Source organism: Streptomyces sp. P1-3, from assembly GCF_050613155.1.
Taxonomy (GTDB): domain Bacteria; phylum Actinomycetota; class Actinomycetes; order Streptomycetales; family Streptomycetaceae; genus Streptomyces.
Genome location: NZ_CP192512.1, coordinates 3,235,288 through 3,256,051 on the forward strand (window position 1 = coordinate 3,235,288; position 20,764 = coordinate 3,256,051).

The 20,764-nt window shown below is 70.5% G+C and carries 18 protein-coding genes; 3 read left to right on the plus strand and 15 right to left on the minus strand.

The features are described from left to right. Nucleotides 1–296 precede the first annotated feature (296 nt). Together fahA and ACQUSR_RS13560 are read left to right on the plus strand one after the other, a co-directional pair. Nucleotides 297–1,520, plus strand: coding sequence for a fumarylacetoacetase (fahA, locus tag ACQUSR_RS13555; RefSeq protein ID WP_431042820.1), 1,224 nt, complete (start codon nucleotides 297–299; stop codon nucleotides 1,518–1,520). A gap of 81 nt (nucleotides 1,521–1,601) precedes the next feature. Next, nucleotides 1,602–2,102, plus strand: coding sequence for a hypothetical protein (locus tag ACQUSR_RS13560; RefSeq protein ID WP_431042821.1), 501 nt, complete (start codon nucleotides 1,602–1,604; stop codon nucleotides 2,100–2,102). 66 nt (nucleotides 2,103–2,168) lie between these two features. Here ACQUSR_RS13560 and nuoN read toward each other — a convergent pair whose 3' ends face one another. The 14 genes from nuoN to ACQUSR_RS13630 form a co-directional block, all read right to left on the minus strand. Continuing rightward, complete coding sequence (nuoN, locus tag ACQUSR_RS13565; protein WP_431042822.1) at nucleotides 2,169–3,821, minus strand: NADH-quinone oxidoreductase subunit NuoN; 1,653 nt, start codon at nucleotides 3,819–3,821, stop codon at nucleotides 2,169–2,171. After that, a complete protein-coding gene (locus tag ACQUSR_RS13570; protein ID WP_431042823.1) occupies nucleotides 3,818–5,479 on the minus strand; it encodes an NADH-quinone oxidoreductase subunit M in 1,662 nt (553 codons plus the stop codon). Before ACQUSR_RS13570 ends, nuoN begins: the two co-directional genes overlap by 4 nt. A gap of 3 nt (nucleotides 5,480–5,482) precedes the next feature. Then, nucleotides 5,483–7,423, minus strand: a complete 1,941-nt coding sequence (nuoL, locus tag ACQUSR_RS13575; protein WP_431042824.1) for an NADH-quinone oxidoreductase subunit L — start codon at nucleotides 7,421–7,423, stop codon at nucleotides 5,483–5,485. Nucleotides 7,424–7,438: 15 nt separating this feature from the next. Next, on the minus strand, nucleotides 7,439–7,738 hold the full coding sequence (gene nuoK / locus ACQUSR_RS13580; RefSeq protein WP_304463312.1) for an NADH-quinone oxidoreductase subunit NuoK: 300 nt from the start codon (nucleotides 7,736–7,738) through the stop codon (nucleotides 7,439–7,441). Beyond that, complete coding sequence (locus tag ACQUSR_RS13585) at nucleotides 7,735–8,658, minus strand: NADH-quinone oxidoreductase subunit J (protein WP_431042825.1); 924 nt, start codon at nucleotides 8,656–8,658, stop codon at nucleotides 7,735–7,737. The genes nuoK and ACQUSR_RS13585 overlap by 4 nt, the downstream gene beginning before the upstream one ends. Next, complete coding sequence (nuoI, locus tag ACQUSR_RS13590; RefSeq protein ID WP_431042826.1) at nucleotides 8,655–9,317, minus strand: NADH-quinone oxidoreductase subunit NuoI; 663 nt, start codon at nucleotides 9,315–9,317, stop codon at nucleotides 8,655–8,657. Before nuoI ends, ACQUSR_RS13585 begins: the two co-directional genes overlap by 4 nt. Next, nucleotides 9,310–10,632: an NADH-quinone oxidoreductase subunit NuoH gene (nuoH, locus tag ACQUSR_RS13595; RefSeq protein ID WP_431047561.1), complete on the minus strand. Its 1,323-nt coding sequence runs from the start codon at nucleotides 10,630–10,632 to the stop codon at nucleotides 9,310–9,312. The genes nuoI and nuoH overlap by 8 nt, the downstream gene beginning before the upstream one ends. An 89-nt stretch (nucleotides 10,633–10,721) precedes the next feature. Continuing rightward, a complete protein-coding gene (locus ACQUSR_RS13600; RefSeq protein ID WP_431042827.1) occupies nucleotides 10,722–13,268 on the minus strand; it encodes an NADH-quinone oxidoreductase subunit G in 2,547 nt (848 codons plus the stop codon). Beyond that, entirely contained in the window at nucleotides 13,265–14,674 is a 1,410-nt protein-coding gene (nuoF, locus tag ACQUSR_RS13605) for an NADH-quinone oxidoreductase subunit NuoF (protein ID WP_431042828.1), read from the minus strand. The genes ACQUSR_RS13600 and nuoF overlap by 4 nt, the downstream gene beginning before the upstream one ends. Continuing rightward, entirely contained in the window at nucleotides 14,674–15,402 is a 729-nt protein-coding gene (gene nuoE, locus ACQUSR_RS13610; protein ID WP_431047563.1) for an NADH-quinone oxidoreductase subunit NuoE, read from the minus strand. Before nuoE ends, nuoF begins: the two co-directional genes overlap by 1 nt. A 17-nt stretch (nucleotides 15,403–15,419) precedes the next feature. Continuing rightward, entirely contained in the window at nucleotides 15,420–16,757 is a 1,338-nt protein-coding gene (locus tag ACQUSR_RS13615) for an NADH-quinone oxidoreductase subunit D (protein ID WP_431042829.1), read from the minus strand. Continuing rightward, nucleotides 16,757–17,512 (minus strand): NADH-quinone oxidoreductase subunit C, encoded by a 756-nt coding sequence (locus ACQUSR_RS13620; RefSeq protein WP_431042830.1) that lies wholly within the window; start codon nucleotides 17,510–17,512, stop codon nucleotides 16,757–16,759. Before ACQUSR_RS13620 ends, ACQUSR_RS13615 begins: the two co-directional genes overlap by 1 nt. After that, nucleotides 17,509–18,063, minus strand: a complete 555-nt coding sequence (locus tag ACQUSR_RS13625) for a NuoB/complex I 20 kDa subunit family protein (RefSeq protein ID WP_304463304.1) — start codon at nucleotides 18,061–18,063, stop codon at nucleotides 17,509–17,511. Before ACQUSR_RS13625 ends, ACQUSR_RS13620 begins: the two co-directional genes overlap by 4 nt. 47 nt (nucleotides 18,064–18,110) lie before the next feature. Further along, a complete protein-coding gene (locus ACQUSR_RS13630) occupies nucleotides 18,111–18,470 on the minus strand; it encodes an NADH-quinone oxidoreductase subunit A (RefSeq protein ID WP_431042831.1) in 360 nt (119 codons plus the stop codon). Nucleotides 18,471–19,208: 738 nt separating this feature from the next. On the opposite strand from ACQUSR_RS13630, the gene ACQUSR_RS13635 reads away from it, so the two are divergent. Further along, nucleotides 19,209–20,036 carry a C40 family peptidase gene (locus ACQUSR_RS13635; protein WP_431042832.1) on the plus strand — a complete coding sequence of 276 codons (828 nt, stop codon included), beginning with the start codon at nucleotides 19,209–19,211 and terminating at the stop codon, nucleotides 20,034–20,036. 132 nt (nucleotides 20,037–20,168) lie between these two features. On the opposite strand, the gene ACQUSR_RS13640 is transcribed toward ACQUSR_RS13635, so the two are convergent. Continuing rightward, on the minus strand, nucleotides 20,169–20,588 hold the full coding sequence (locus ACQUSR_RS13640) for a CBS domain-containing protein (RefSeq protein ID WP_431042833.1): 420 nt from the start codon (nucleotides 20,586–20,588) through the stop codon (nucleotides 20,169–20,171). Nucleotides 20,589–20,764: the final 176 nt, after the last annotated feature.

The following is a 20,764-nucleotide window of genomic DNA, read 5'->3' on the forward strand; positions in this document are numbered from 1 at the left end:
GTGGGCGCCTTCCCGGCTTGCGCGGCCCGTCGCGCACGGCGCCGCGCCCACGACTTCCCGCCGCTATGCCACCGGTCACACGAAGCACGGATTCCAACCGCGCAACCATACGCAGCGCGTACGCCTCACTACGCACCGCGTCCGCCACGGCATGCGCCGCGGCCGCTTTTCGCTACGCAGCGTGGCCGCGTGACCATACGCGCAACGGCGGCGCGCGCTCGACCCCGCGTCGTAGTCTGTGCCCCGGCCACCGAGTTCGGCCACCACGGTCACGAGGAGAAGGCGAGGCAGCACCCATGCCGCAGCAGAGCCCGCTCGACCTGCCCGAAGGCGACCCCTTCGGCCCGCACAACCTCCCCTACGGCGTCTTCAGCACCGCCGACGCCCCGCATCACCGACGCATCGGCGTCCGCTACGGAGACCATGTCCTGGACCTGGCCGCCGCCGCGGCCGCGCACGGCTCGCCGCACGCGGAACTGCTCGCCCACCCCACCCTCAACCCGCTGCTGGCCGCGGGCCGCCCCGTCTGGCAGGCGGTCCGCGCCGCGCTGCGCGGCTGGCTGACCGACCCGGCCCGGCGCGCCGCGACCGAGCCGCTGCTGCTCCCGCTGTCCGACGTCGCCCTCCACCTCCCCTTCGAGGTGGCCGACTACGTGGACTTCTACGCCAGCGAGCACCACGCCACCAACGTCGGCAGGATGTTCCGCCCGGACGGCGACCCGCTCACCCCCAACTGGAAGCACCTCCCGATCGGTTACCACGGCCGGGCCGGCACGGTCGTCGTCTCCGGCACGCCCGTGATCCGCCCGCTGGGCCAGCGGATGCCCCCCGGCGCGACCACACCCGCCTTCGGGCCCACCCAGCGGCTGGACATCGAGGCCGAGGTGGGTTTCGTCGTCGGCACTCCGACCGCGCTCGGCGAGCGTGTGCCGCTGGAGTCCTTCCGCGACCACGTCTTCGGCGTCACCCTGCTCAACGACTGGTCCGCGCGGGACATCCAGAGCTGGGAGTACCGCCCGCTCGGCCCGTTCCTGGGCAAGTCGTTCGCCACCTCCGTATCGCCGTGGATCACCCCGCTGGACGCGTTCGACGCGGCCCGGACCAGCCCGCCGGCCCGCGACTTCCCGCTGCTGCCCTACCTCGACGACGCGGCCGCCGAGCCCGGTGGACTCGACCTGCGGATCGAGGTCGCCATCAACGGGCACCCGGTCGCCCACCCGCCGTTCTCGGCCATGTACTGGACGGCCGCCCAGCAGTTGGCGCACATGACCGTCAACGGCGCTTCGCTGCGCACCGGCGACCTCTTCGCCTCCGGTACGGTCAGCGGCCCGCTGCCCGAGGAGCGCGGCTGCCTGCTCGAACTCACCTGGGCGGGCCGCGACCCGGTCGAGCTGCCGGACGGAAAGCGGACGTTCCTGGAGGATGGCGACGAGGTGACGCTGACGGCCTGGGCGCCCGGCCCGGACGGTGTCCGCGTACAACTCGGCGAGGTAAGGGGACAGATCGTCCCAGCTGTGTGACAAGCGGACCGGCGCCGCACTTGATTCAGCCATCGGCTGCTAACTTGGCGTGCTCCTGCTCGGCGAAGGACGGAGAGACACGTGCGCAAGGCAGCACAGATCACGGGGGCGGCGCTCATCGCCGCTGTGCTGGTCACCGGTTGTTCCAGCAGCAATGACGACAAGGACGACAAGAAGTCGCCGATCGCGGGCGGCCAGTCGAACGCCCCGGCGGGCGGCGACGGCAGCACCGCGTCCGGCACCTACATCTCGCAGGCGGCGGGCAGCCGGCCGGTCTCTCTGGTCATCACCGGCGACAAGGCCGCGATCGCCGGCCCGCACCTCTGCCAGGGCACGTACTCCAACAACATGCTGATGCTGCAGTGCAGCGACGGCAACACGGACCGCACCAAGGGCAAGGTGACGGTGAGCGACGGCGGCAAGACCGTCACGGTCGACTGGGACGCGCTGAGCGAGAACGACACGTTCACCCGGACCGGTGACATGCCCACCGGCGGCGTGCCGACCGGTGTCCCGACCAACGTTCCCACGGACCTCCCGACGGGCATCGAGCTGCCGGACTCCGCGGGCGGCATCGGCTGACCACGGCCTCAGAGCGTACGAGCCCCCCGGCGACCGCGCCGGGGGGCTCGTCGCGTCGTACGACCCTCAGCGCACGAACACTCCGGCGTCACCGGCGAGGTCCAGGAAGGGCTGCGGGGCCACGCCCAGCACCAGGGTCACCACAACGCCGATCGCGATCGCCGCGGAGGTCAGCGGGCTCGGCACCGCGACGGACGGGCCCTCCGGGCGCGGCTCGCTGAAGAACATCAGCACGATGACGCGGATGTAGAAGAAGGCCGCGATGGCGGAAGCGAGGACGCCGACCACCACCAGGCCGCCCGCGCCGCCGTCCGCCGCCGCCTTGAACACCGCGAACTTCCCCGCGAAGCCCGAGGTCAGCGGGATGCCCGCGAAGGCCAGCAGGAAGACCGCGAAGACCGCCGCCACCAGCGGCGAACGGCGTCCCAGCCCCGCCCACTTGGACAGGTGCGTGGCCTCGCCGCCCGCGTCGCGGACCAGCGTGACCACGGCGAACGCGCCCAGCGTCACAAACGAGTAGGCCGCCAGGTAGAAGAGCACGGACGAGATGCCGTCCTCCGTCGTGGCGATGACACCGGCCAGCATGAAGCCCGCGTGAGCGATCGAGGAGTAGGCCAGCAGCCGCTTCACATCGGTCTGGGTCACCGCGACGATCGCACCGCCGAGCATGGTGACGATCGCCACCCCCCACATCACCGGGCGCCAGTCCCAGCGCAGGCCCGGCAGCACCACGTACAGCAGCCGCAGCAGCGCGCCGAACGCCGCGACCTTGGTGGCCGCCGCCATGAAGCCGGTGACCGGGGTCGGGGCGCCCTGGTAGACGTCCGGGGTCCACATGTGGAACGGCACCGCGCCGACCTTGAACAGCAGCCCCACCAGCACCATCGCCCCGCCGATGAGCAGCAGCGCGTCGTTCCCCATGGTCTGGGCGAGCGCCGGGGTGATCCGCGCGACCTCGCCGTCGACGACATCGGCGATCCCGGCATACGTGAGCGTGCCCGCGTAGCCGTACAGCAGGGCGATGCCGAAGAGCAGGAAGGCGGAGGAGAAGGCGCCGAGGAGGAAGTACTTGACCGCGGCCTCCTGGGACAGCAGCCGCTGGCGGCGGGCGAGCCCGCACAGGATGTACAGCGGGAGGGAGAAGACCTCCAGCGCCACGAAGAGGGTCAGCAGGTCGTTCGCCGCGGGGAAGATGAGCATGCCGCCGACGGCGAAGAGCAGCAGCGGGAAGACCTCGGTGGTGGTGAACCCGGCCTTGACCGCGGCCCGTTCGGCCTTGCCGCCGGGGACGGCGGAGCCCTGCGCCGCGAAGGAGTCGACGTGCTTGCCGTGCACCGCCGGGTCCAGGTGCCGTTCCCCGAAGGTGAACACCGCCACCAGGGAGACCAGCAGGATCGTGCCCTGGAGGAAGAGCGCCGGGCCGTCGACGGCGATGGCGCCCATGGCGGCGATCCGCGCCTTGGTGGTGCCGTAGTCACCGGCCGCCAGCGCGACCACCGCGGCGAACGCCGCGGCCAGGGCGAGGGCGGCGACGAAGAGCTGCGCGGTGTAGCGGTTGCGGCGCGGTACGGCCGCCTCGATGAGGATGCCGACGATCGCGGCGCCGAGGACGATCAGCGTCGGGGCGAGCTGGCCGTACTCGATATGCGGCGTCGGGATCTTGTCGGGCGCCTGGGCCGACGTCGTCCACAGGCTGTGGACAGCCGAAGCGCTGGTCACTTGGCACCTCCGGGAGCATGGTCGCTCTGCGGGCTGTAGCGGAACCAGCCCGCGTCCGTGACGGGGTGATCCGGTTCGGGGTCCTTCTTGTCGACCACCGACAGCGTGTGGTCGACCGCCGGGTCGAGGATCTCGGTGACCGGCTTCGGGTAGACACCGAGGAAGAGCAGCAGCGCGATCAGCGGTGTCACCACGACGAGTTCCCGGACCCGCAGGTCCGGCATGCCGCGCACCTCGTCCTTGACCGGGCCGGTCATGGTCCGCTGGTAGAGCACCAGGACGTACAGCGCGGCCAGGACGATGCCCGCGGTGGCGACGATCCCGAGTGCCGGATAGCGGCTGAAGGTGCCCACCAGTACCAGGAACTCGCTGATGAACGGGGCCAGTCCGGGCAGTGACAGGGTGGCGAGACCGCCGACGAGGAAGGTGCCGGCGAGCACCGGGGCCACCTTCTGCACCCCTCCGTAGTCGGCGATGAGCCGCGAGCCGCGGCGGGTGATCAGGAATCCGGCCACCAACATCAGCGCCGCCGTCGAGATCCCGTGGTTGACCATGTACAGCGTGGCGCCGCTCTGCCCCTGGGAGGTCATCGCGAAGATGCCGAGGATGATGAAGCCGAAGTGGGAGATCGACGCGTAGGCGATCAGCCGCTTGATGTCGCGCTGGCCCACCGCCAGCAGCGCGCCGTAGACGATGCTGACCACGGCCAGCACCAGGATCACCGGCGTGGCCCACCTGCTGGCCTCCGGGAAGAGCTGGAGGCAGAAGCGGAGCATCGCGAAGGTGCCGACCTTGTCGACCACTGCGGTGATCAGCACGGCGACGGGGGCGGTGGACTCCCCCATGGCGTTCGGCAGCCAGGTGTGCAGCGGCCACAGCGGCGCCTTGACGGCGAAGGCGAAGAAGAAGCCGAGGAACAGCAGCCGCTCCATCCCCGTACCGAAGTCCAGTTGCCCGGCGGCGCGGGCCTCGGTGATCTGCTGGAGCGAGAAGGTGCCGGTGCCCAGGTCGTCGGCGGTCGCCACATACAGCCCGACCACCGCGGCCAGCATGATCAGACCGCCGGCCAGGTTGTAGAGCAGGAACTTCACGGCCGCGTACGAACGCTGGGTGGCGGTCTCCTCCTCGGTCCGGCCGCCCGCCCGGTCCCCGAAGCCGCCGATGAGGAAGTACATCGGGATCAGCATGGCTTCGAAGAAGATGTAGAAGAGGAAGACGTCGGTGGCCTCGAAGGAGAGCACCACCATCGCCTCGACCATGAGGATGAGAGCGAAGAAGCCCTGGGTGGGCCGCCAGCGCCGGTCGGGCCGCCCCTCGGCGCCGTCGGTTTCGAGGGGGTCGGCGTCATGCCAGCCCGCCAGGATGATGAAGGGGATCAGGACGGCGGTGAGGGCGACGAGCACCACCGCGATACCGTCCACGCCCAGTTCGTAGCGGACCCCGAAGTCCCTGATCCAGGTGTGTGATTCGGTGAGCTGGTAGTGCGCGCCGTCCGGGTCGAAGCGGACCAGCGCGACCGCCGCCAGGACGAGCGTGGCGAGCGAGAAGCCCAGCGCCGTCCACTTCGCCGCGGTACGCCGGCCGGCGGGCGTGGCGGCGGTGGCGATCGCGCCGACCGCCGGCACCACGGCCGTGGCCGTCAGCAGAGGAAATGACATGACTCAGACCGCCCTCATCAGCAGGGTCGCGGCGATGAGCACCGCCGCACCGCCGAACATCGAGACCGCGTACGTGCGGGCGTAGCCGTTCTGCAGCTTCCGCAGCCGCCCGGACAGCCCGCCGACCGAGGCCGCGGTGCCGTTGACCACTCCGTCGACGAGGGTGTGGTCGACGTAGACCAGCCCCCGGGTGAGGTACTCGCCGGGCTTGACGAACACGGCGTGGTTGAAGTCGTCCTGGAGCAGATCGCGGCGGGCGGCCCGGGTGAGCAGGCCGCCGCGCGGCGCGGTGCGGGGCACCGGCCTGCGACCGTACTGCGCCCAGGCGAGCGCGACGCCGACCAGCAGCACGGCGACGGTACCGCCGGTGACGGTCGCGGCGCTGAGCGGCGAGTCGCCGTGACTGTGCCCGGTGACCGGCTCCAGCCAGTGCAGGAACGCGTCGTTGAGGCTGAACAGGCCGCCCGCGAAGACCGATCCGAAGGCGAGGACGATCATCGGGATCGTCATGGACTTCGGCGCCTCGTGGGGATGCGGCATCTCGCCGGGGTGGGCCTCGACGCCCGGTTCGACGCTGGGCACCTTGTCCGGGTCGGGGGCCGGCTCCCAGCGCTTCTCGCCGAAGAACGTCAGCAGCATCACGCGGGTCATGTAGTACGCGGTGATGGCCGCGCCCAGCAGCGCCGCGCCGCCGAGGATCCAGCCCTCCGTACCGCCCTTGGCGAAGGCCGCCTCGATGATCTTGTCCTTGGACCAGAACCCCGACAGGCCGGGGAAGCCGATGATCGCGAGATAGCCGAGCCCGAAAGTGACGAAGGTGACCGGCATGTACTTCCGCAGGCCGCCGTACTTGCGCATGTCGACCTCGTCGTTCATGGCGTGCATGACCGACCCGGCGCCGAGGAACAGCCCGGCCTTGAAGAAGCCGTGGGTGACCAGGTGCATGATCGCGAAGACATAGCCGATCGGGCCCAGGCCGGCGGCCAGGATCATGTAGCCGATCTGCGACATCGTGGAGCCGGCCAGCGCCTTTTTGATGTCGTCCTTCGCGCAACCGACGATGGCACCGAAGAGCAGCGTGACCGCACCGACCGTCACCACCGCTGTCTGCGCGTCCGGCGCCGCGTTGAAGATCGCGCCCGACCGGGTGATGAGGTAGACGCCCGCGGTCACCATGGTCGCCGCGTGGATGAGGGCGGAGACCGGGGTCGGACCCTCCATCGCGTCGCCGAGCCAGGACTGCAGCGGCACCTGGGCCGACTTGCCGCACGCGGCGAGCAGCAGCATCAGCGCGATGGCGGTCAGCTTGCCCTCCCCCGCCTGCCCCGCTTCCGAGAGCACCGGCGCGAAGGCGAACGTGCCGAAGGTGGTGAACATCAGCATGATCGCGATGGACAGGCCGACGTCACCGACACGGTTGACCAGGAACGCCTTCTTCGCGGCCGTGGCCGCGCTGGGCTTGTGCTGCCAGAAGCCGATGAGCAGGTACGAGGCCAGGCCCACGCCCTCCCAGCCGACGTACAGCAGCAGGTAGTTGTCGGCGAGGACGAGCAGCAGCATCGCGGCCAGGAACAGGTTGAGATAGCCGAAGAAGCGGCGGCGGCGCTCGTCGTGCTCCATATAGCCGATCGAGTAGATGTGGATCAGCGTGCCCACACCGGTGATCAGCAGTACGAACGTCATCGACAACTGGTCGAGCTGGAAGGCGACATCCGCCCGGAAGTCGCCGACCGGGACCCAGCTGAACAGATGCTGGTGCAGGGCCCGGTCGTGCTCGTCCGCGCCCAGCATGTCGGCGAAGAGCACCGCGCCGACGGCGAACGAGGCCGCGGCCAGCGCGGTGCCGATCCAGTGCCCCGTACGGTCCAGACGGCGCCCGCCGCACAGCAGCACGGCCGCGCCGAGCAGCGGGGCCGCGACAAGCAATCCGATGAGGTTCTCCACTTGTACGCGACCCTTCTAGAGCTTCATCAGGCTGGCGTCGTCGACCGAGGCCGAGTGGCGGGCGCGGAAGATCGTCACGATGATGGCCAGGCCGACCACGACCTCGGCCGCGGCGACCACCATCGTGAAGAAGGCCGCGATCTGGCCGTCGAGGTTGCCGTGCATCCGGGAGAACGCGACGAACGCCAGGTTGCAGGCGTTCAGCATCAGCTCGACGCACATGAACACGACGATGGCGTTCCGCCGGATCAGCACCCCGGCCGCGCCGATGGTGAACAGCAGCGAGGCCAGGTAGAGGTAGTTGACCGGATTCACTTGGCGGCTCCCCCTGAGTGCTGAGCGTCCCGCGCGTTGCCGTTCTCGTCGGGCCGGTTGTCGCCCGGCGCGCCGTTGGTTCCCTTGCTCTCCTCGCCCTCGCCGGTCTCCTCGGCCGCGCCGCCGCCCCGGCCGCTCTGCTGCCGCCACTGGCCCGCGCGCTGCTCCAGGGCCTTGAGGGCGGCCAGTGCCTTGCCCGAGACGTCGCGGACCTGGCCGCGGCTGCGCAGGGTGGGGCTGACGGTGAGGTCGGAGACGGTTCCGTCGGGCAGCAGGCCGGGGATGTCCACCGCGTTGTGCCGGGCGTAGACGCCGGGCGCGGGCAGCGGAGTGACCTGGGTGCCCTCGCGGATCCGCTGTTCGGCGAGCTCGCGCTGGCTCTTGCGGCCCTCCGTGCGCTCCCGGTGGGTGAGCACCATCGCGCCGACGGCCGCGGTGATCAGCAGCGCGCCGGTGATCTCGAAGGCGAAGACGTACTTGGTGAAGATGAGTTCGGCCAGGCCCTGGACGTTACCGCCGGAGTTGGCGTCGGCCAGGCCGTTCCAGGAGTTCAGCGAGGCGTTGCCGATCCCGGCGCAGAGCAGGATGCCGAAGCCGAGGCCGCACAGGGCGGCCAGCCAGCGCTGGCCCTTGATCGTCTCCTTCAGCGAGTCGGCGGCGGTGACGCCGACCAGCATGACGACGAAGAGGAACAGCATCATGATCGCGCCGGTGTAGACGACGATCTGTACGACGCCGAGGAAGTACGCCCCGTTGGCGAGGTAGAACACCGCCAGGATGATCATGGTGCCGGCCAGTGAGAGGGCGCTGTGCACGGCCTTCTTCATCAGGACCGTGCCCAGCGCGCCGACCACGGCGATCGTCCCCAGGATCCAGAACTGCACGGCCTCCCCGGTGGAGGCCACCGCCGCGAGACTCATGCGTCGATCACCTTCTTCGGATCGTGATCGGCGCCGTTCTCCGCGTCGGAATCGGCGCCGTTCTCCGCGTCGGAATCGGCGTCGGACTCGGCGTCGGCCGACGGGGGCCGCTCGCCCTTGGAGACCGCGACCTGGCGCTCGGTGCCGGGCGCCGCCTCGGCCACCAGGCCCCGGTAGTAGTCCTGCTCGTCCATGCCGGGATAGATCGCGTGCGGGGTGTCGACCATGCCCTCCCGCAGACCGGCGAGCAGCTCGTCCTTGGTGTAGATGAGCGATGCGCGGGTGCTGTCGGCGAGTTCGTACTCGTTGGTCATGGTCAGCGCGCGGGTGGGGCACGCCTCGACGCACAGCCCGCACAGGATGCAGCGCAGGTAGTTGATCTGGTAGACGCGCCCGTACCGCTCGCCCGGGGAGTAGCGCTCCTCGTCGGTGTTGTCCGCGCCCTCCACGTAGATGGCGTCCGCCGGGCAGGCCCAGGCGCACAGCTCGCAGCCGATGCACTTCTCCAGCCCGTCGGGGTGCCGGTTGAGCTGGTGGCGGCCGTGGAAGCGGGGGGCCGTCGGCTTCTTCTCCTCCGGGTACTGCTCGGTGATCCGCTTCTTGAAGATGTTCCGGAAGGTCACACCGAAGCCCGCGACCGGGTTTTCGAAATCAGGCACCGTCGGCCTCCTTTCCGTCACTGTCAGTATTGGGGCCACCACTGACAATCAGGTCGCCGTCGCGGCGCGGGCGGCGGCGCGGTACGGGTGGCGGGGTCTGTCCGGGCAGCGGCGGCACCGGGTAGCCGCCGGCCATCGGGTCGAACGCGGGCGGTGGCGGCGCCTCGGCCGCGGTCCGCTGCTCGGTGCGCTCCCGGAAGACGTCGACGACGAAGGAGAGCAGCAGGAGCGCCACGATGCCGCCGCCCACGTAGAGCACGATCTGGTGGAAGTCGTAGTCCTCGTTGCGCAGCGCCCGCACGGTCGCGACGAGCATCACCCAGACCGCGGAGACCGGGATGAGGACCTTCCAGCCCAGCTTCATGAACTGGTCGTAGCGCACCCGGGGGACCGAGGCGCGGATCCAGATGAAGACGAACAGCAGCGTGCTGACCTTGGCCAGGAACCACAGCAGCGGCCACCAGCCGTGGTTCGCGCCCGTCCAGAAGGCGCTGATCGGCCAGGGCGCCCGCCAGCCGCCCAGGAACAAGGTGGCGGCGACCATCGAGAGGGTGACCATGTTGATGTACTCGGCGAGCATGAACATCGCGAACTTGATCGACGAGTACTCGGTGTTGAAGCCGCCGACCAGGTCGCCCTCGGACTCCGGCATGTCGAACGGGGTGCGGTTGGCCTCACCGATCATGGCGATGATGTAGATCAGGAACGACACCGGCAGCAGCACCGCGTACCAGCGCCCCTGCTGCGCCTCCACGATGGCGGAGGTCGACATCGAACCGGAGTAGATGAACACCGCCGCGAAGGACAGGCCCATCGCGATCTCGTAGCTGATCATCTGCGCGCAGGAGCGCAAGCCCCCCAGCAGCGGATACGTCGACCCGGAGGACCAGCCCGCGAGCACGACGCCGTAGATGCCGACCGAGGCCGTAGCCAGGATGTACAGCACCGCGATCGGCAGGTCGGTCAGCTGCATCGCGGTACGGGTCCCGAAGACGGAGACCTCGTTGCCCGCCGGGCCGAAGGGGATGACCGCGACCGCCATGAACGCGGGCACCGCGGCCACGATCGGCGCGAGGACGTAGACCACCTTGTCCGCGCGCTTGACGACCACGTCCTCCTTGAGCATCAGCTTCACGCCGTCCGCGAGGGACTGGAGCATGCCCCACGGGCCGTGCCGGTTGGGGCCGATCCGCTGCTGCATCCAGCCGAGGACCTTGCGCTCCAGGACGATGGCGATCAGGACCGTCACCATCAGCATGGCGAAGCAGAAGACGGCCTTGACCAGGACCAGCCACCAGGGGTCGCCCCCGAACATGGACAGGTCCTCGGCCGCGAGCACACCGCCGCGGGCCGGTGCCGCGTGGGCGAAGGCCCCCTGGGCGAAGGTCGCGTGGGCGAAGGCGGTCACGCTTCCACCTCCGGTTCGGTGGTCTCCGGCGCGGTCGCGGACGCCGGGCCGATGCGGACGAGGTCACCGGGCCGGGCCCCGGTGTCGTGGCTCACCGAGCGCGACGCGCCGCCGCGCGGGGAGTTGAGCGGGAGCCAGACGACCCGGTCCGGCATCGGCGTGATCCGCAGCGGCAGTTCGACCGCGCCCACCGGGCCGGTGACCGCGAGCAGGTCGCCGTCCTTCACACCCGTCTCGGCGGCGGTGGCCGCCGACAGCCGGGCCACCGCGGCGTGCCGGGTCCCCGCCAGGGCGTCGTCGCCCTGCTGGAGCAGGCCCTGGTCGAGCAGCAACCGGTGGCCGGCCAGCACCGCCTCGCCCTCCTCGGGGCGGGGCAGCACCTGCCCGATCGCCACGGGATCGGCCGGGTACGGGCCGTCCCACGTCCCCAGCCGGTCCATCTCGCGGCGTACGGCCGACAGATCCGGCAGCCCCAGGCCGCCCGGTCCGGTCCCGTCCGCGGCGTCGGCCATCGCGTCGGCGAGCATGTGCAGCACCCGGGCGTCCGGCGGGAAGTGCTGCCGGGTGGCCTGGGCGGGTTTGATCGCGGTCTCGAACGGCCGGGCCCGGCCCTCCCAGTTGAGGAACGTCCCCGGTTTCTCGGCGACCGCCGCCACGGGCAGGACCACGTCGGCCCGCGCGGTCACCTCGGTCGGCCGCTGCTCCAGGCTCACCAGGAACCCGATCTCCGCCAGCGCCTCGGCGGCCCGCGCCGGATCCGGCAGGTCGGCGACCTCCACACCCGCGACGAGCAACGCCCCGAGCTCGCCACTCGCCGCGGCCTCGACGATCTGGCCGGTGTCCCGGCCGTAGGTGTGCGGCAGCCCGTCGACGCCCCACACGTCGGCGACCTGCTGCCGGGCGCGCGGGTCGGTGGCGGGCCGGCCGCCGGGCAGCAGCCCGGGCAGCGCCCCGGCCTCGACGGCGCCGCGCTCCCCGGCCCGCCGCGGGATCCAGGCCAGCGCGGCGCCGGTGGCGGCCGCCAGTCGCACCACCGCGGTGAGCGCGCCGGAGACGGCCGCGAGCCGCTCGCCGACGACGATCACCGCGCCCTCGGCGCGCAGCGCGTCGGCCACCGCCCGGCCGTCACCGTCCAGACCGGTGGCGGCCGCGAGCGCGTCGAGCCACTCGGTCTCGGTGCCGGGCGCGGCGGGGAGCAGTGTGCCGCCCGCCTTGGTCAGCCCGCGGGTGGCGTGGGTGGCCAGCGCGAAGGTGCGCTGCCCGTGCTTGCGGTGCGCCTTGCGCAGCCGCAGGAAGACCCCGGGGGCCTCCTCCTCCGCCTCGAACCCCGCGAGGAGGACGGCCGGCGCCTGCTCCAGCGAGCTGTACGTGACGCCCGTACCGTCCAAGTCCCGGCCGCGGCCGGCCACCCGCGCGGCCAGGAAGTCGGCCTCCTCGCTGCTGTGCACGCGGGCCCGGAAATCGATGTCGTTGGTGAACAGGGCGGTCCGGGCGAACTTGGCGTACGCGTACGCGTCCTCAACGGTGAGGCGGCCGCCGGTCAGCACGCCGGTGCGGCCGCGCGCGGCGGCCAGCCCCTCGGCGGCGGCCGCCAGCGCCTCCGGCCAGCTCGCGGTCCGCAGCTCGCCGGTCTCCCGGTCGCGGACCAGCGGGGTGGTCAGCCGGTCCGGAAGCTGCGCGTAGCGGAAGGCGAACCGGCCCTTGTCGCAGATCCACTCCTCGTTGACCTCGGGGTCGTTGCCCGCGAGCCGCCGCAGCACCTTGCCGCGCCGGTGGTCGGTACGGGTGGCGCAGCCGCCCGCGCAGTGCTCGCACACCGACGGCGAGGAGACCAGGTCGAAGGGGCGGGAGCGGAACCGGTAGGCCGCGGAGGTCAGCGCGCCGACCGGGCAGATCTGGATGGTGTTCCCGGAGAAGTACGACTCGAAGGGCTCGTCGCCGATGCCGACCTGCTCCAGCGCGCCGCGGTCCATCAGCTCGATCATCGGATCACCGGCGATCTGCTGCTGGAAGCGGGTGCAGCGGGCGCAGAGCACGCAGCGCTCGCGGTCCAGAAGCACCTGGGTGGAGAGCGGGATGGGCTTCTCGTACGTGCGCTTGCGGCCCTCGAAGCGGGTGTCGGCCTGGCCCGCGCTCATCGCCTGGTTCTGCAGCGGGCATTCGCCGCCCTTGTCGCAGACCGGGCAGTCCAGCGGGTGGTTGATCAGCAGCAGCTCCATCACGCCGCGCTGCGCCTTCTCGGCGACCGGCGAGGTGAGCTGCGTCCTGACCACCATCCCGTCGGTGCAGGTGATCGTGCACGACGCCATCGGCTTGCGCTGGCCCTCGACCTCGACGATGCACTGGCGGCAGGCGCCCACCGGGTCCAGCAGCGGGTGGTCGCAGAACCGCGGGATCTCGATGCCGAGCAGCTCGGCCGCGCGGATGACCAGCGTCCCCTTGGGGACGGAGAGCTCGATGCCGTCGATGGTCAGCGACACCAGGTCCTCGGGTGGCACCGCGGCCTCGCCTCCTGAGGAGGGAGCATTGGTGGTCACTGTCATGCGTTCACCCCCAGGTGAGAGGTCTTCGGGCCGTCGGCCCAGGCGGTGGACGCCGCCGGGTCGAAGGGGCAGCCGCGGCCGGTGATGTGCTGCTCGTACTCCTCGCGGAAGTACTTCAGCGAGGAGAAGATCGGGGAGGCGGCGCCGTCGCCGAGGGCGCAGAACGACTTGCCGTTGATGTTGTCGGCGATGTCGTTCAGCTTGTCGAGGTCCTCCATGCGGCCCTTGCCCGCCTCGATGTCGCGCAGCAACTGGACCAGCCAGTAGGTGCCTTCGCGGCACGGGGTGCACTTGCCGCAGGACTCGTGGGCGTAGAACTCGGTCCAGCGGGTGACGGCCCGCACCACGCAGGTGGTCTCGTCGAAGCACTGGAGGGCCTTGGTGCCGAGCATCGATCCGGCCGCGCCGACGCCCTCGTAGTCAAGGGGGACGTCCAGGTGCTCGTCGGTGAGCAGCGGGGTGGAGGAGCCGCCGGGCGTCCAGAACTTGAGCCGGTGCCCATGGCGGATGCCGCCGGACATGTCCAGCAGCTGGCGCAGGGTGATGCCGAGCGGGCCCTCGTACTGGCCGGGGTTGGTGACGTGTCCGGACAGCGAGTAGAGCGTGAAGCCGGGGGACTTCTCACTGCCCATCGAACGGAACCATTCCTTGCCCTTGTTGAGGATCGCGGGAACGGACGCGATGGACTCGACGTTGTTCACCACAGTGGGGCAGGCGTACAGGCCGGCGACGGCCGGGAAGGGGGGACGCAGCCGGGGCTGGCCGCGGCGTCCTTCGAGCGAGTCCAGCAGCGCCGTCTCCTCGCCGCAGATGTATGCGCCCGCGCCCGCGTGCACGGTGATGTCGAGGCCGGGGAGGCTGTCCAGGCCGAGGGCCTCGCGGCGGCGTTCGGCCGGGCCGAGGTAACCCGCTTCGTACGCCTCGTGAACGGCCTCGTGCAGCCGCCGCAGTACGGGGACGACCTCGCCCCGCAGGTAGATGAAGGCGTGCGCGGAGCGGATGGCGTGGCAGGCGATGGCCATGCCTTCGATGAGCGCGTGCGGGTTGGCGAAGAGAAGGGGGATGTCCTTGCAGGTGCCGGGTTCGGACTCGTCGGCGTTGACGACGAGGTAGTGCGGCTTGCCGTCGCCCTGGGGGATGAACTGCCACTTCATGCCGGTGGGGAAGCCCGCGCCGCCGCGGCCGCGCAGCCCTGAGTCCTTCACCAGCGCGATGACGTCGTCGGGTGCCATCGCGAGGGCCTTGCGCATGCCCTCGTAGCCCTCGTACCGACGGTAGGTCTCCAGGGTCCAGGAGCGCGGCTGGTCCCAGAAGGCCGAGAGGACGGGGGCGAGCAGCTTCTCGGGGCTGGTCCCTCCGCCGGCCTCTGGCCGGGTGGCGCCGCCGTCCGCGGTAGCCATGGTCATCACTCCCCCTCCTCGGTGCCGGTGTCGGCCGAGGCGGCGGTGCGCGGCGCGACGATCTTCCCGGGCGGCGCCTCGCCCCGGGCCAGCCGCAGGCCGATCAGGGAGGCGGGGCCCGCGCCGCCGGTGGCCTCGACCGCGCCGGGTCGGGTGTCGGGGAATCCGGCGAGGATGCGCGCCGTCTCCTTGAAGGTGCACAAGGGGGCGCCGCGGGTGGGCTCCACGGTCCGCCCCGCGCGCAGGTCGTCCACGAGCCGCTTGGCGGATTCGACGGTCTGGTTGTCGAAGAACTCCCAGTTCACCATCACCACGGGCGCGAAGTCGCAGGCCGCGTTGCACTCGATGTGTTCGAGGGTGACCTTGCCGTCCTCGGTGGTCTCTCCGTTGGCCACCCGCAGGTGCTCCTGGAGGGCCGCGAAGATGGCGTCGCCGCCCAGGACCGCGCAGAGGGTGTTGGTGCAGACGCCGACCTGGTAGTCGCCCGACGGCCGCCGCCGGTACATGGTGTAGAAGGTGGCGACCGCCGTGACCTCGGCGGTGGTCAGGTCCAGCATCTCGGCGCAGAACCGGACGCCGGTGCGGGTGACGTACCCCTCCTCGGCCTGCACCAGGTGCAGCAGCGGCAGCAGCGCGCTTCGGCTGTCGGGGTAGCGGGCGATCACCTCCCCGGCGTCCGCCTCCAGCCGGTCCCGCACGTCGGCCGGGTAGTCCGGGGCGGGGAGTTGGGGCATGCCCAGGCTCACTTCTGTCACCGGTCGACGCCTCCCATCACGGGGTCGATGGACGCCACCGCGACGATGACGTCGGCGACCTGGCCGCCCTCGCACATCGCCGCCATGGACTGCAGGTTGGTGAAGGACGGGTCGCGGAAGTGCACCCGGTACGGGCGGGTGCCGCCGTCGCTGACCACATGCACGCCCAGTTCGCCCCTGGGCGACTCGATCGCCGTGTACACCTGGCCCGGCGGGACCCGGAAGCCCTCGGTCACGAGCTTGAAGTGGTGGATCAGGGCCTCCATCGAGGTGCCCATGATCTTCTTGATGTGGTCGAGGGAGTTGCCGAGCCCGTCGGGCCCCAGGGCGAGCTGCGCGGGCCAGGCGATCTTCTTGTCCGCGACCATCACCGGGCCGGGCCGCAGCCGGTCCAGGCACTGCTCGATGATCCGCAGCGACTGGCGCATCTCCTCCACGCGGATCACGAAGCGCCCGTAGGAGTCGCAGGTGTCGGCGGTGGGGACGTCGAAGTCGTAGGTCTCGTAACCGCAGTACGGCTGCGACTTGCGCAGGTCGTGCGGGAGACCGGTGGAGCGCAGTATCGGGCCGGTGATGCCGAGCGCCATGCAGCCGGCGAGGTCCAGGTAGCCGGTCCCCTGCAGGCGGGCCTTGAAGATGGGGTTGCCGGTGGCGAGCTTGTCGTACTCGGGGAGGTTCTTGCGCATCTGCTTCACGAAGGCGCGCACCTGGTCGACCGCGCCCGGCGGCAGGTCCTGGGCGAGGCCGCCGGGCCGGACGTACGCGTGGTTCATCCGCAGGCCGGTGATCAGCTCGAACAGGTCGAGGATCGCCTCGCGGTCGCGGAAGCCGGTGAACATCACGGTGATCGCCCCGAGCTCCATGCCGCCCGTGGCCGCGTAGACCAGGTGGGAGGAGATCCGGTTCAGCTCCATCAGGAGCACCCGGATGATCGTGGCGCGCTCGGGAACCTGGTCCTCGATACCGAGCAGCCGCTCCACGCCCAGGCAGTACCCCACCTCGTTGTGGAAGGGCGTCAGATAGTCCATGCGCGTGACGAAGGTGCTGCCCTGGGTCCAGGTCCGGTACTCGAGGTTCTTCTCGATGCCGGTGTGCAGATAGCCGATGCCGCAGCGGGCCTCGGTGACGGTCTCGCCGTCGATCTCCAGGACGAGCCGGAGCACCCCGTGGGTGGACGGGTGCTGCGGCCCCATGTTGACGATGATCCGCTCGTCGTCGGCCTTGGCCGCGGCGTCGGCGACCTCGTCCCAGTCCCCGCCGGTGACGGTGTAGACGGTGCCCTCGGTGGTCTCGCGCGAGGAGGCCGGCGGCGTTGCGTGGGTGGCGTTGGACATCAGCTGTACGACCTCCGCTGGTCGGGAGCCGGGATCTCGGCGCCCTTGTACTCGACGGGGATGCCGCCGAGTGGGTAGTCCTTGCGCTGCGGGTGGCCCTGCCAGTCGTCGGGCATCATGATCCGGGTGAGCGCCGGGTGGCCGTCGAAGACCAGGCCGAAGAAGTCGTAGGTCTCGCGCTCGTGCCAGTCGTTGGTCGGATAGACGTCGACGATCGACGGGATGTGCGGGTCGCTGTCAGGCGCGGTCACCTCCAGCCGGATCAGCCGGTTGTGGGTGATCGAGCGCAGGTGGTAGACGGCGTGCAGCTCGCGGCCCTTGTCGCCGGGGTAGTGGACCCCGCTCACGCCGGTGCACAGCTCGAAGCGCAGGGCGGGGTCGTCGCGGAGAGTGCGGGCGACGCGCGGCAGGTGTTCGCGGGCGATGTGGAAGGTGAGTTCGCCGCGGTCCACGACGGTCTTCTCGATGGCGTTCGACGGCACCAGCCCCTGTTCGTCGAGGGCGCCTTCGAGCTCGTCGGCGACCTCGTCGAACCATCCCCCGTACGGGCGGGTGGCGGCCCCCGGCAGCCGGACGGACCGCACCAGGCCGCCGTAGCCGGAGGTGTCGCCGCCGTTGTTCGCGCCGAACATGCCCCGCTGAACGCGGATCGCCTCGCCGTGGTCACCGCGCTGACCGGGCAGGTTCTGGGCGTTGAGGTCCTTCTCGGGGTTCACGCCGTTGCCCTGGGGGTTGGCGCCGTTGGAGTCGCTCACCGCAGCAGCCCCTTCATCTCGATCGTCGGGAGCGCCTTGAGCGCCGCTTCCTCCGCCTCGCGGGCCGCCTGCTCGCGGTTGACGCCGAGCTTCTCGGTGCGGATCTTCTCGTGCAGCTTGAGGATGGCGTCGAGGAGCATCTCGGGCCGCGGCGGGCAACCGGGCAGGTAGATGTCGACGGGGACGATGTGGTCGACGCCCTGCACGATCGCGTAGTTGTTGAACATGCCGCCGGACGAGGCGCACACGCCCATCGAGATCACCCACTTGGGGTTCGGCATCTGGTCGTAGACCTGGCGCAGCACCGGGGCCATCTTCTGGCTGACCCGGCCGGCCACGATCATCAGGTCGGCCTGGCGTGGCGAGGCGCGGAACACCTCCATGCCCCAGCGGGCGAGGTCGTAGCGCCCGGCGCCGGTGGCCATCATCTCGATAGCGCAGCAAGCGAGGCCGAAGGTCGCGCCGAAGACGGAGGACTTCCGCGCCAGGCCCGCCGTGCGCTCGACCGTCGTGAGCAGGAATCCGCTCGGCAGCTTCTCTTCGATTCCCATGCGATGTGCCCTCTCACTCCCTTGAGATCCGTGTGGGCGGGCGCCCTCTAGTCCCACTCCAGGCCGCCGCGGCGCCAGACGTAGGCGTAGGCGACGAAGACGGTGAGCACGAAGAGGAGCATCTCGACGAGTCCGAACAGCCCCAGCGCGTCGAAGGTGACGGCCCAGGGGTAGAGGAAGACGATCTCGATGTCGAAGACGATGAAGAGCATCGCCGTCAGGTAGTACTTGATCGGGAAGCGACCACCGCCGGCCGGCTGCGGGGTCGGCTCGATACCGCATTCGTATGCGTCGAGCCTGGCCCGGTTGTACCGCCTGGGGCCGATGATCGACCCCATGAAGACGGAGAAGATCGCAAAGCCTGCCCCGAGGGCTCCCAGTACGAGGATGGGCGCGTATGCGTTCACCGTCCTCGCTCCCTTCGTCGACGCTGACTGTGGGGTCCCCGCCGCGGCGGGGGCGGACCGCCGGGCGAGCGCACCACCACACGAAGATCGTGTTTATGTGAGGCAGTTCACAAGCCCGATTCGCCTGCATCCTATGCCCGCCGGTCTGTGATCTGCGACACGGGGTACGGGAACGTCTTTGTGATCTCCACCACCTGACGAAGGATCATGAAGTCGGATGAGCGCCAAGCTTTCTACGTGAAGTGTCCGAGTGATCGCGAGAGGTGACATTTCGCATCGGAATCCCTGGTCAGAGGGGTCTGGCCATATCAAGGAATGACTGGTACACGCAAATTCGCGATGGACACCGTCAACTGATATTGAGACGCCACCCAGGCAGGGGACGGAGCCTTGATCACCCGCTCGTGAACCGGAGCGCGAGCCCGCGGGGGGCCACCCGGGACCCTGAGGGGCATTCCGGCAGGTGGCCCGGCGGCGTGAGGTATCCCACGCTCCCACTACTTGTCGATCTCGATTTCAGGCGAAACCTTGGCGCCGCACACCGGATGGTGATAGGCGGCCACGGAGTGCGTTCGGGGCGCCAAAAGCCATGCGTATGCACATGATCGAGAATTTCGGACACGGCGGGCACTGGCTCGGCCAGACCCCGAGAGGGGGATTTTCGGCCGCGTACATGCCAAATGTGGCGCACGCCACGTTTGTTGATCTCAACCTTCGCGCCCTGATAGCCGTGTACTCATGTCCCCGATCGCACACATACCCAGCCACCGGAAGCCCCGCCGTGCCGCGTCCTCGACGCGCGCACTCCGCGCCGGGGTGACCGGTGGCATCCTCACCCTCGCGGTGGCGGGCACCTCGGTGCAGGCCAACGCGACCGAGCCGGCCGCCGCCGAGTCGACGCTGGAGATGCCGACCGTCAGCGACGCGCTGGCGAGCACCGCCGCACAGACCGCCGCCGCCACCGAGGAAGCCGCGTTCGGCTACGAGCTGCAGGCGCAGCAGGACGACGCCGCCGACAAGGCCCGCAGCGCCGCCAAGAAGGCGCACGCCGAGGCCGTACGGAAGGCCAAGGCCGAGGAAGCCCGAAAGGCAGCCGAGCGGCGCGCCAAGGAGAAGGCCGCGCAGGAGCGCGCCTCCCGCTCCTCCGAGCGCACCTCGCTCTCCTCCCCCTCCACCGGCTCCCCCTCGGTGCCGTCCTCCTCCACCGCGACCGGCAGCGTCGCCACGGTGCTGAACTTCCTCCAGGCGCAGGTGGGCAAGGCGTACGTGTCCGGCGCGACCGGCCCGTCCGCGTACGACTGCTCCGGTCTGACCATGACCGCGTTCAAGCAGATCGGCATCAGCCTGCCGCGCGTGTCGCAGGACCAGTCGACCGTCGGCACCCAGGTCTCGCTGAACGCCCTGCAGCCCGGCGACATCCTCTACTGGGGCGGCTCGGGCAGCGCTTACCACGTCGCCGTCTACATCGGCGACGGCAAGTTCATCGGCGCCCAGAACCCGAGCAGCGGCGTCGTCGTGCGCGACATGAGCTACGACATGCCGACCGGCGCGGTGCGCGTTCTGTAGTACCCCCAGTACCCCCTCGCGGCCGTGAGCGCGGCCGTACGCGACGAAGGGCCGCCGTCCCCACCCGGGGCGGCGGCCCTCGCCGTTCCCCGGCCCGTGTCCGGCTGCGGCACGGTCCCACGGCGCGGAGCGCTACCCCGCGGCGTAGACCTCATGGGCGAACTCGGCGAGTTGCTCGGCGGACAGATGCCGTACCAGGTCCGCCTCGCTGATCATCCCGACCAGCTTCTTGTTCTCGATCACCGGCAGCCGGCGGATGCGATGGGTCTCCATCTCCCGCAGCACCTCGCTGACGTCGGCGTTGGCGTTGATCCAGCGCGGGGTGCCCTTGGCCATCTGGCCCGCCGTCACCGTGGCCGGGTCATGCCCCGCCGCGACGCATCCCACGACGATGTCGCGGTCGGTGAGGATGCCGCACATGCGCTGGTTGACGTCGCTGATCGGCAGCGCCCCGACGTTCAGCTCCCGCATCACCTGAGCCGCGCGGTCCAGCGTCTCCGTGGCCGGGATCCACTGCGCGCCCGGGTGCATGATGTCCGCGGCGGTGGTCATGGTCTTCCTCCTCCGGGCCCACGGCGGCGCAAGTCGGCCCGAGGGCCCTGGTCCCGGTGTCGCCGCGGCTGACGCGCGCGACGCCCCTCTCCCACTATCGCCGTCCCGGCCACGCCACGCGACCGCTGCCGAACGGGTGACACCGGGCCGCCAGCGGGTACCCGGAAGCACCGCCG

What these genes read in the sequence shown, in the direction of transcription:
- fahA (WP_431042820.1), top strand. Translation starts at nt 297, where the DNA reads ATGCCGCAGCAGAGCCCGCTCGACCTGCCCGAAGGCGACCCCTTCGGC.
- ACQUSR_RS13570 (WP_431042823.1), bottom strand. Translation starts at nt 5,479, where the DNA reads ATGTCATTTCCTCTGCTGACGGCCACGGCCGTGGTGCCGGCGGTCGGC.
- ACQUSR_RS13585 (WP_431042825.1), bottom strand. Translation starts at nt 8,658, where the DNA reads ATGAGTCTCGCGGCGGTGGCCTCCACCGGGGAGGCCGTGCAGTTCTGG.
- nuoH (WP_431047561.1), bottom strand. Translation starts at nt 10,632, where the DNA reads ATGTTCGGGGGCGACCCCTGGTGGCTGGTCCTGGTCAAGGCCGTCTTC.
- ACQUSR_RS13600 (WP_431042827.1), bottom strand. Translation starts at nt 13,268, where the DNA reads ATGACAGTGACCACCAATGCTCCCTCCTCAGGAGGCGAGGCCGCGGTG.
- nuoF (WP_431042828.1), bottom strand. Translation starts at nt 14,674, where the DNA reads ATGACCATGGCTACCGCGGACGGCGGCGCCACCCGGCCAGAGGCCGGC.
- nuoE (WP_431047563.1), bottom strand. Translation starts at nt 15,402, where the DNA reads ATGCCCCAACTCCCCGCCCCGGACTACCCGGCCGACGTGCGGGACCGG.
- ACQUSR_RS13615 (WP_431042829.1), bottom strand. Translation starts at nt 16,757, where the DNA reads ATGTCCAACGCCACCCACGCAACGCCGCCGGCCTCCTCGCGCGAGACC.
- ACQUSR_RS13625 (WP_304463304.1), bottom strand. Translation starts at nt 18,063, where the DNA reads ATGGGAATCGAAGAGAAGCTGCCGAGCGGATTCCTGCTCACGACGGTC.
- ACQUSR_RS13635 (WP_431042832.1), top strand. Translation starts at nt 19,209, where the DNA reads ATGTCCCCGATCGCACACATACCCAGCCACCGGAAGCCCCGCCGTGCC.
- ACQUSR_RS13640 (WP_431042833.1), bottom strand. Translation starts at nt 20,588, where the DNA reads ATGACCACCGCCGCGGACATCATGCACCCGGGCGCGCAGTGGATCCCG.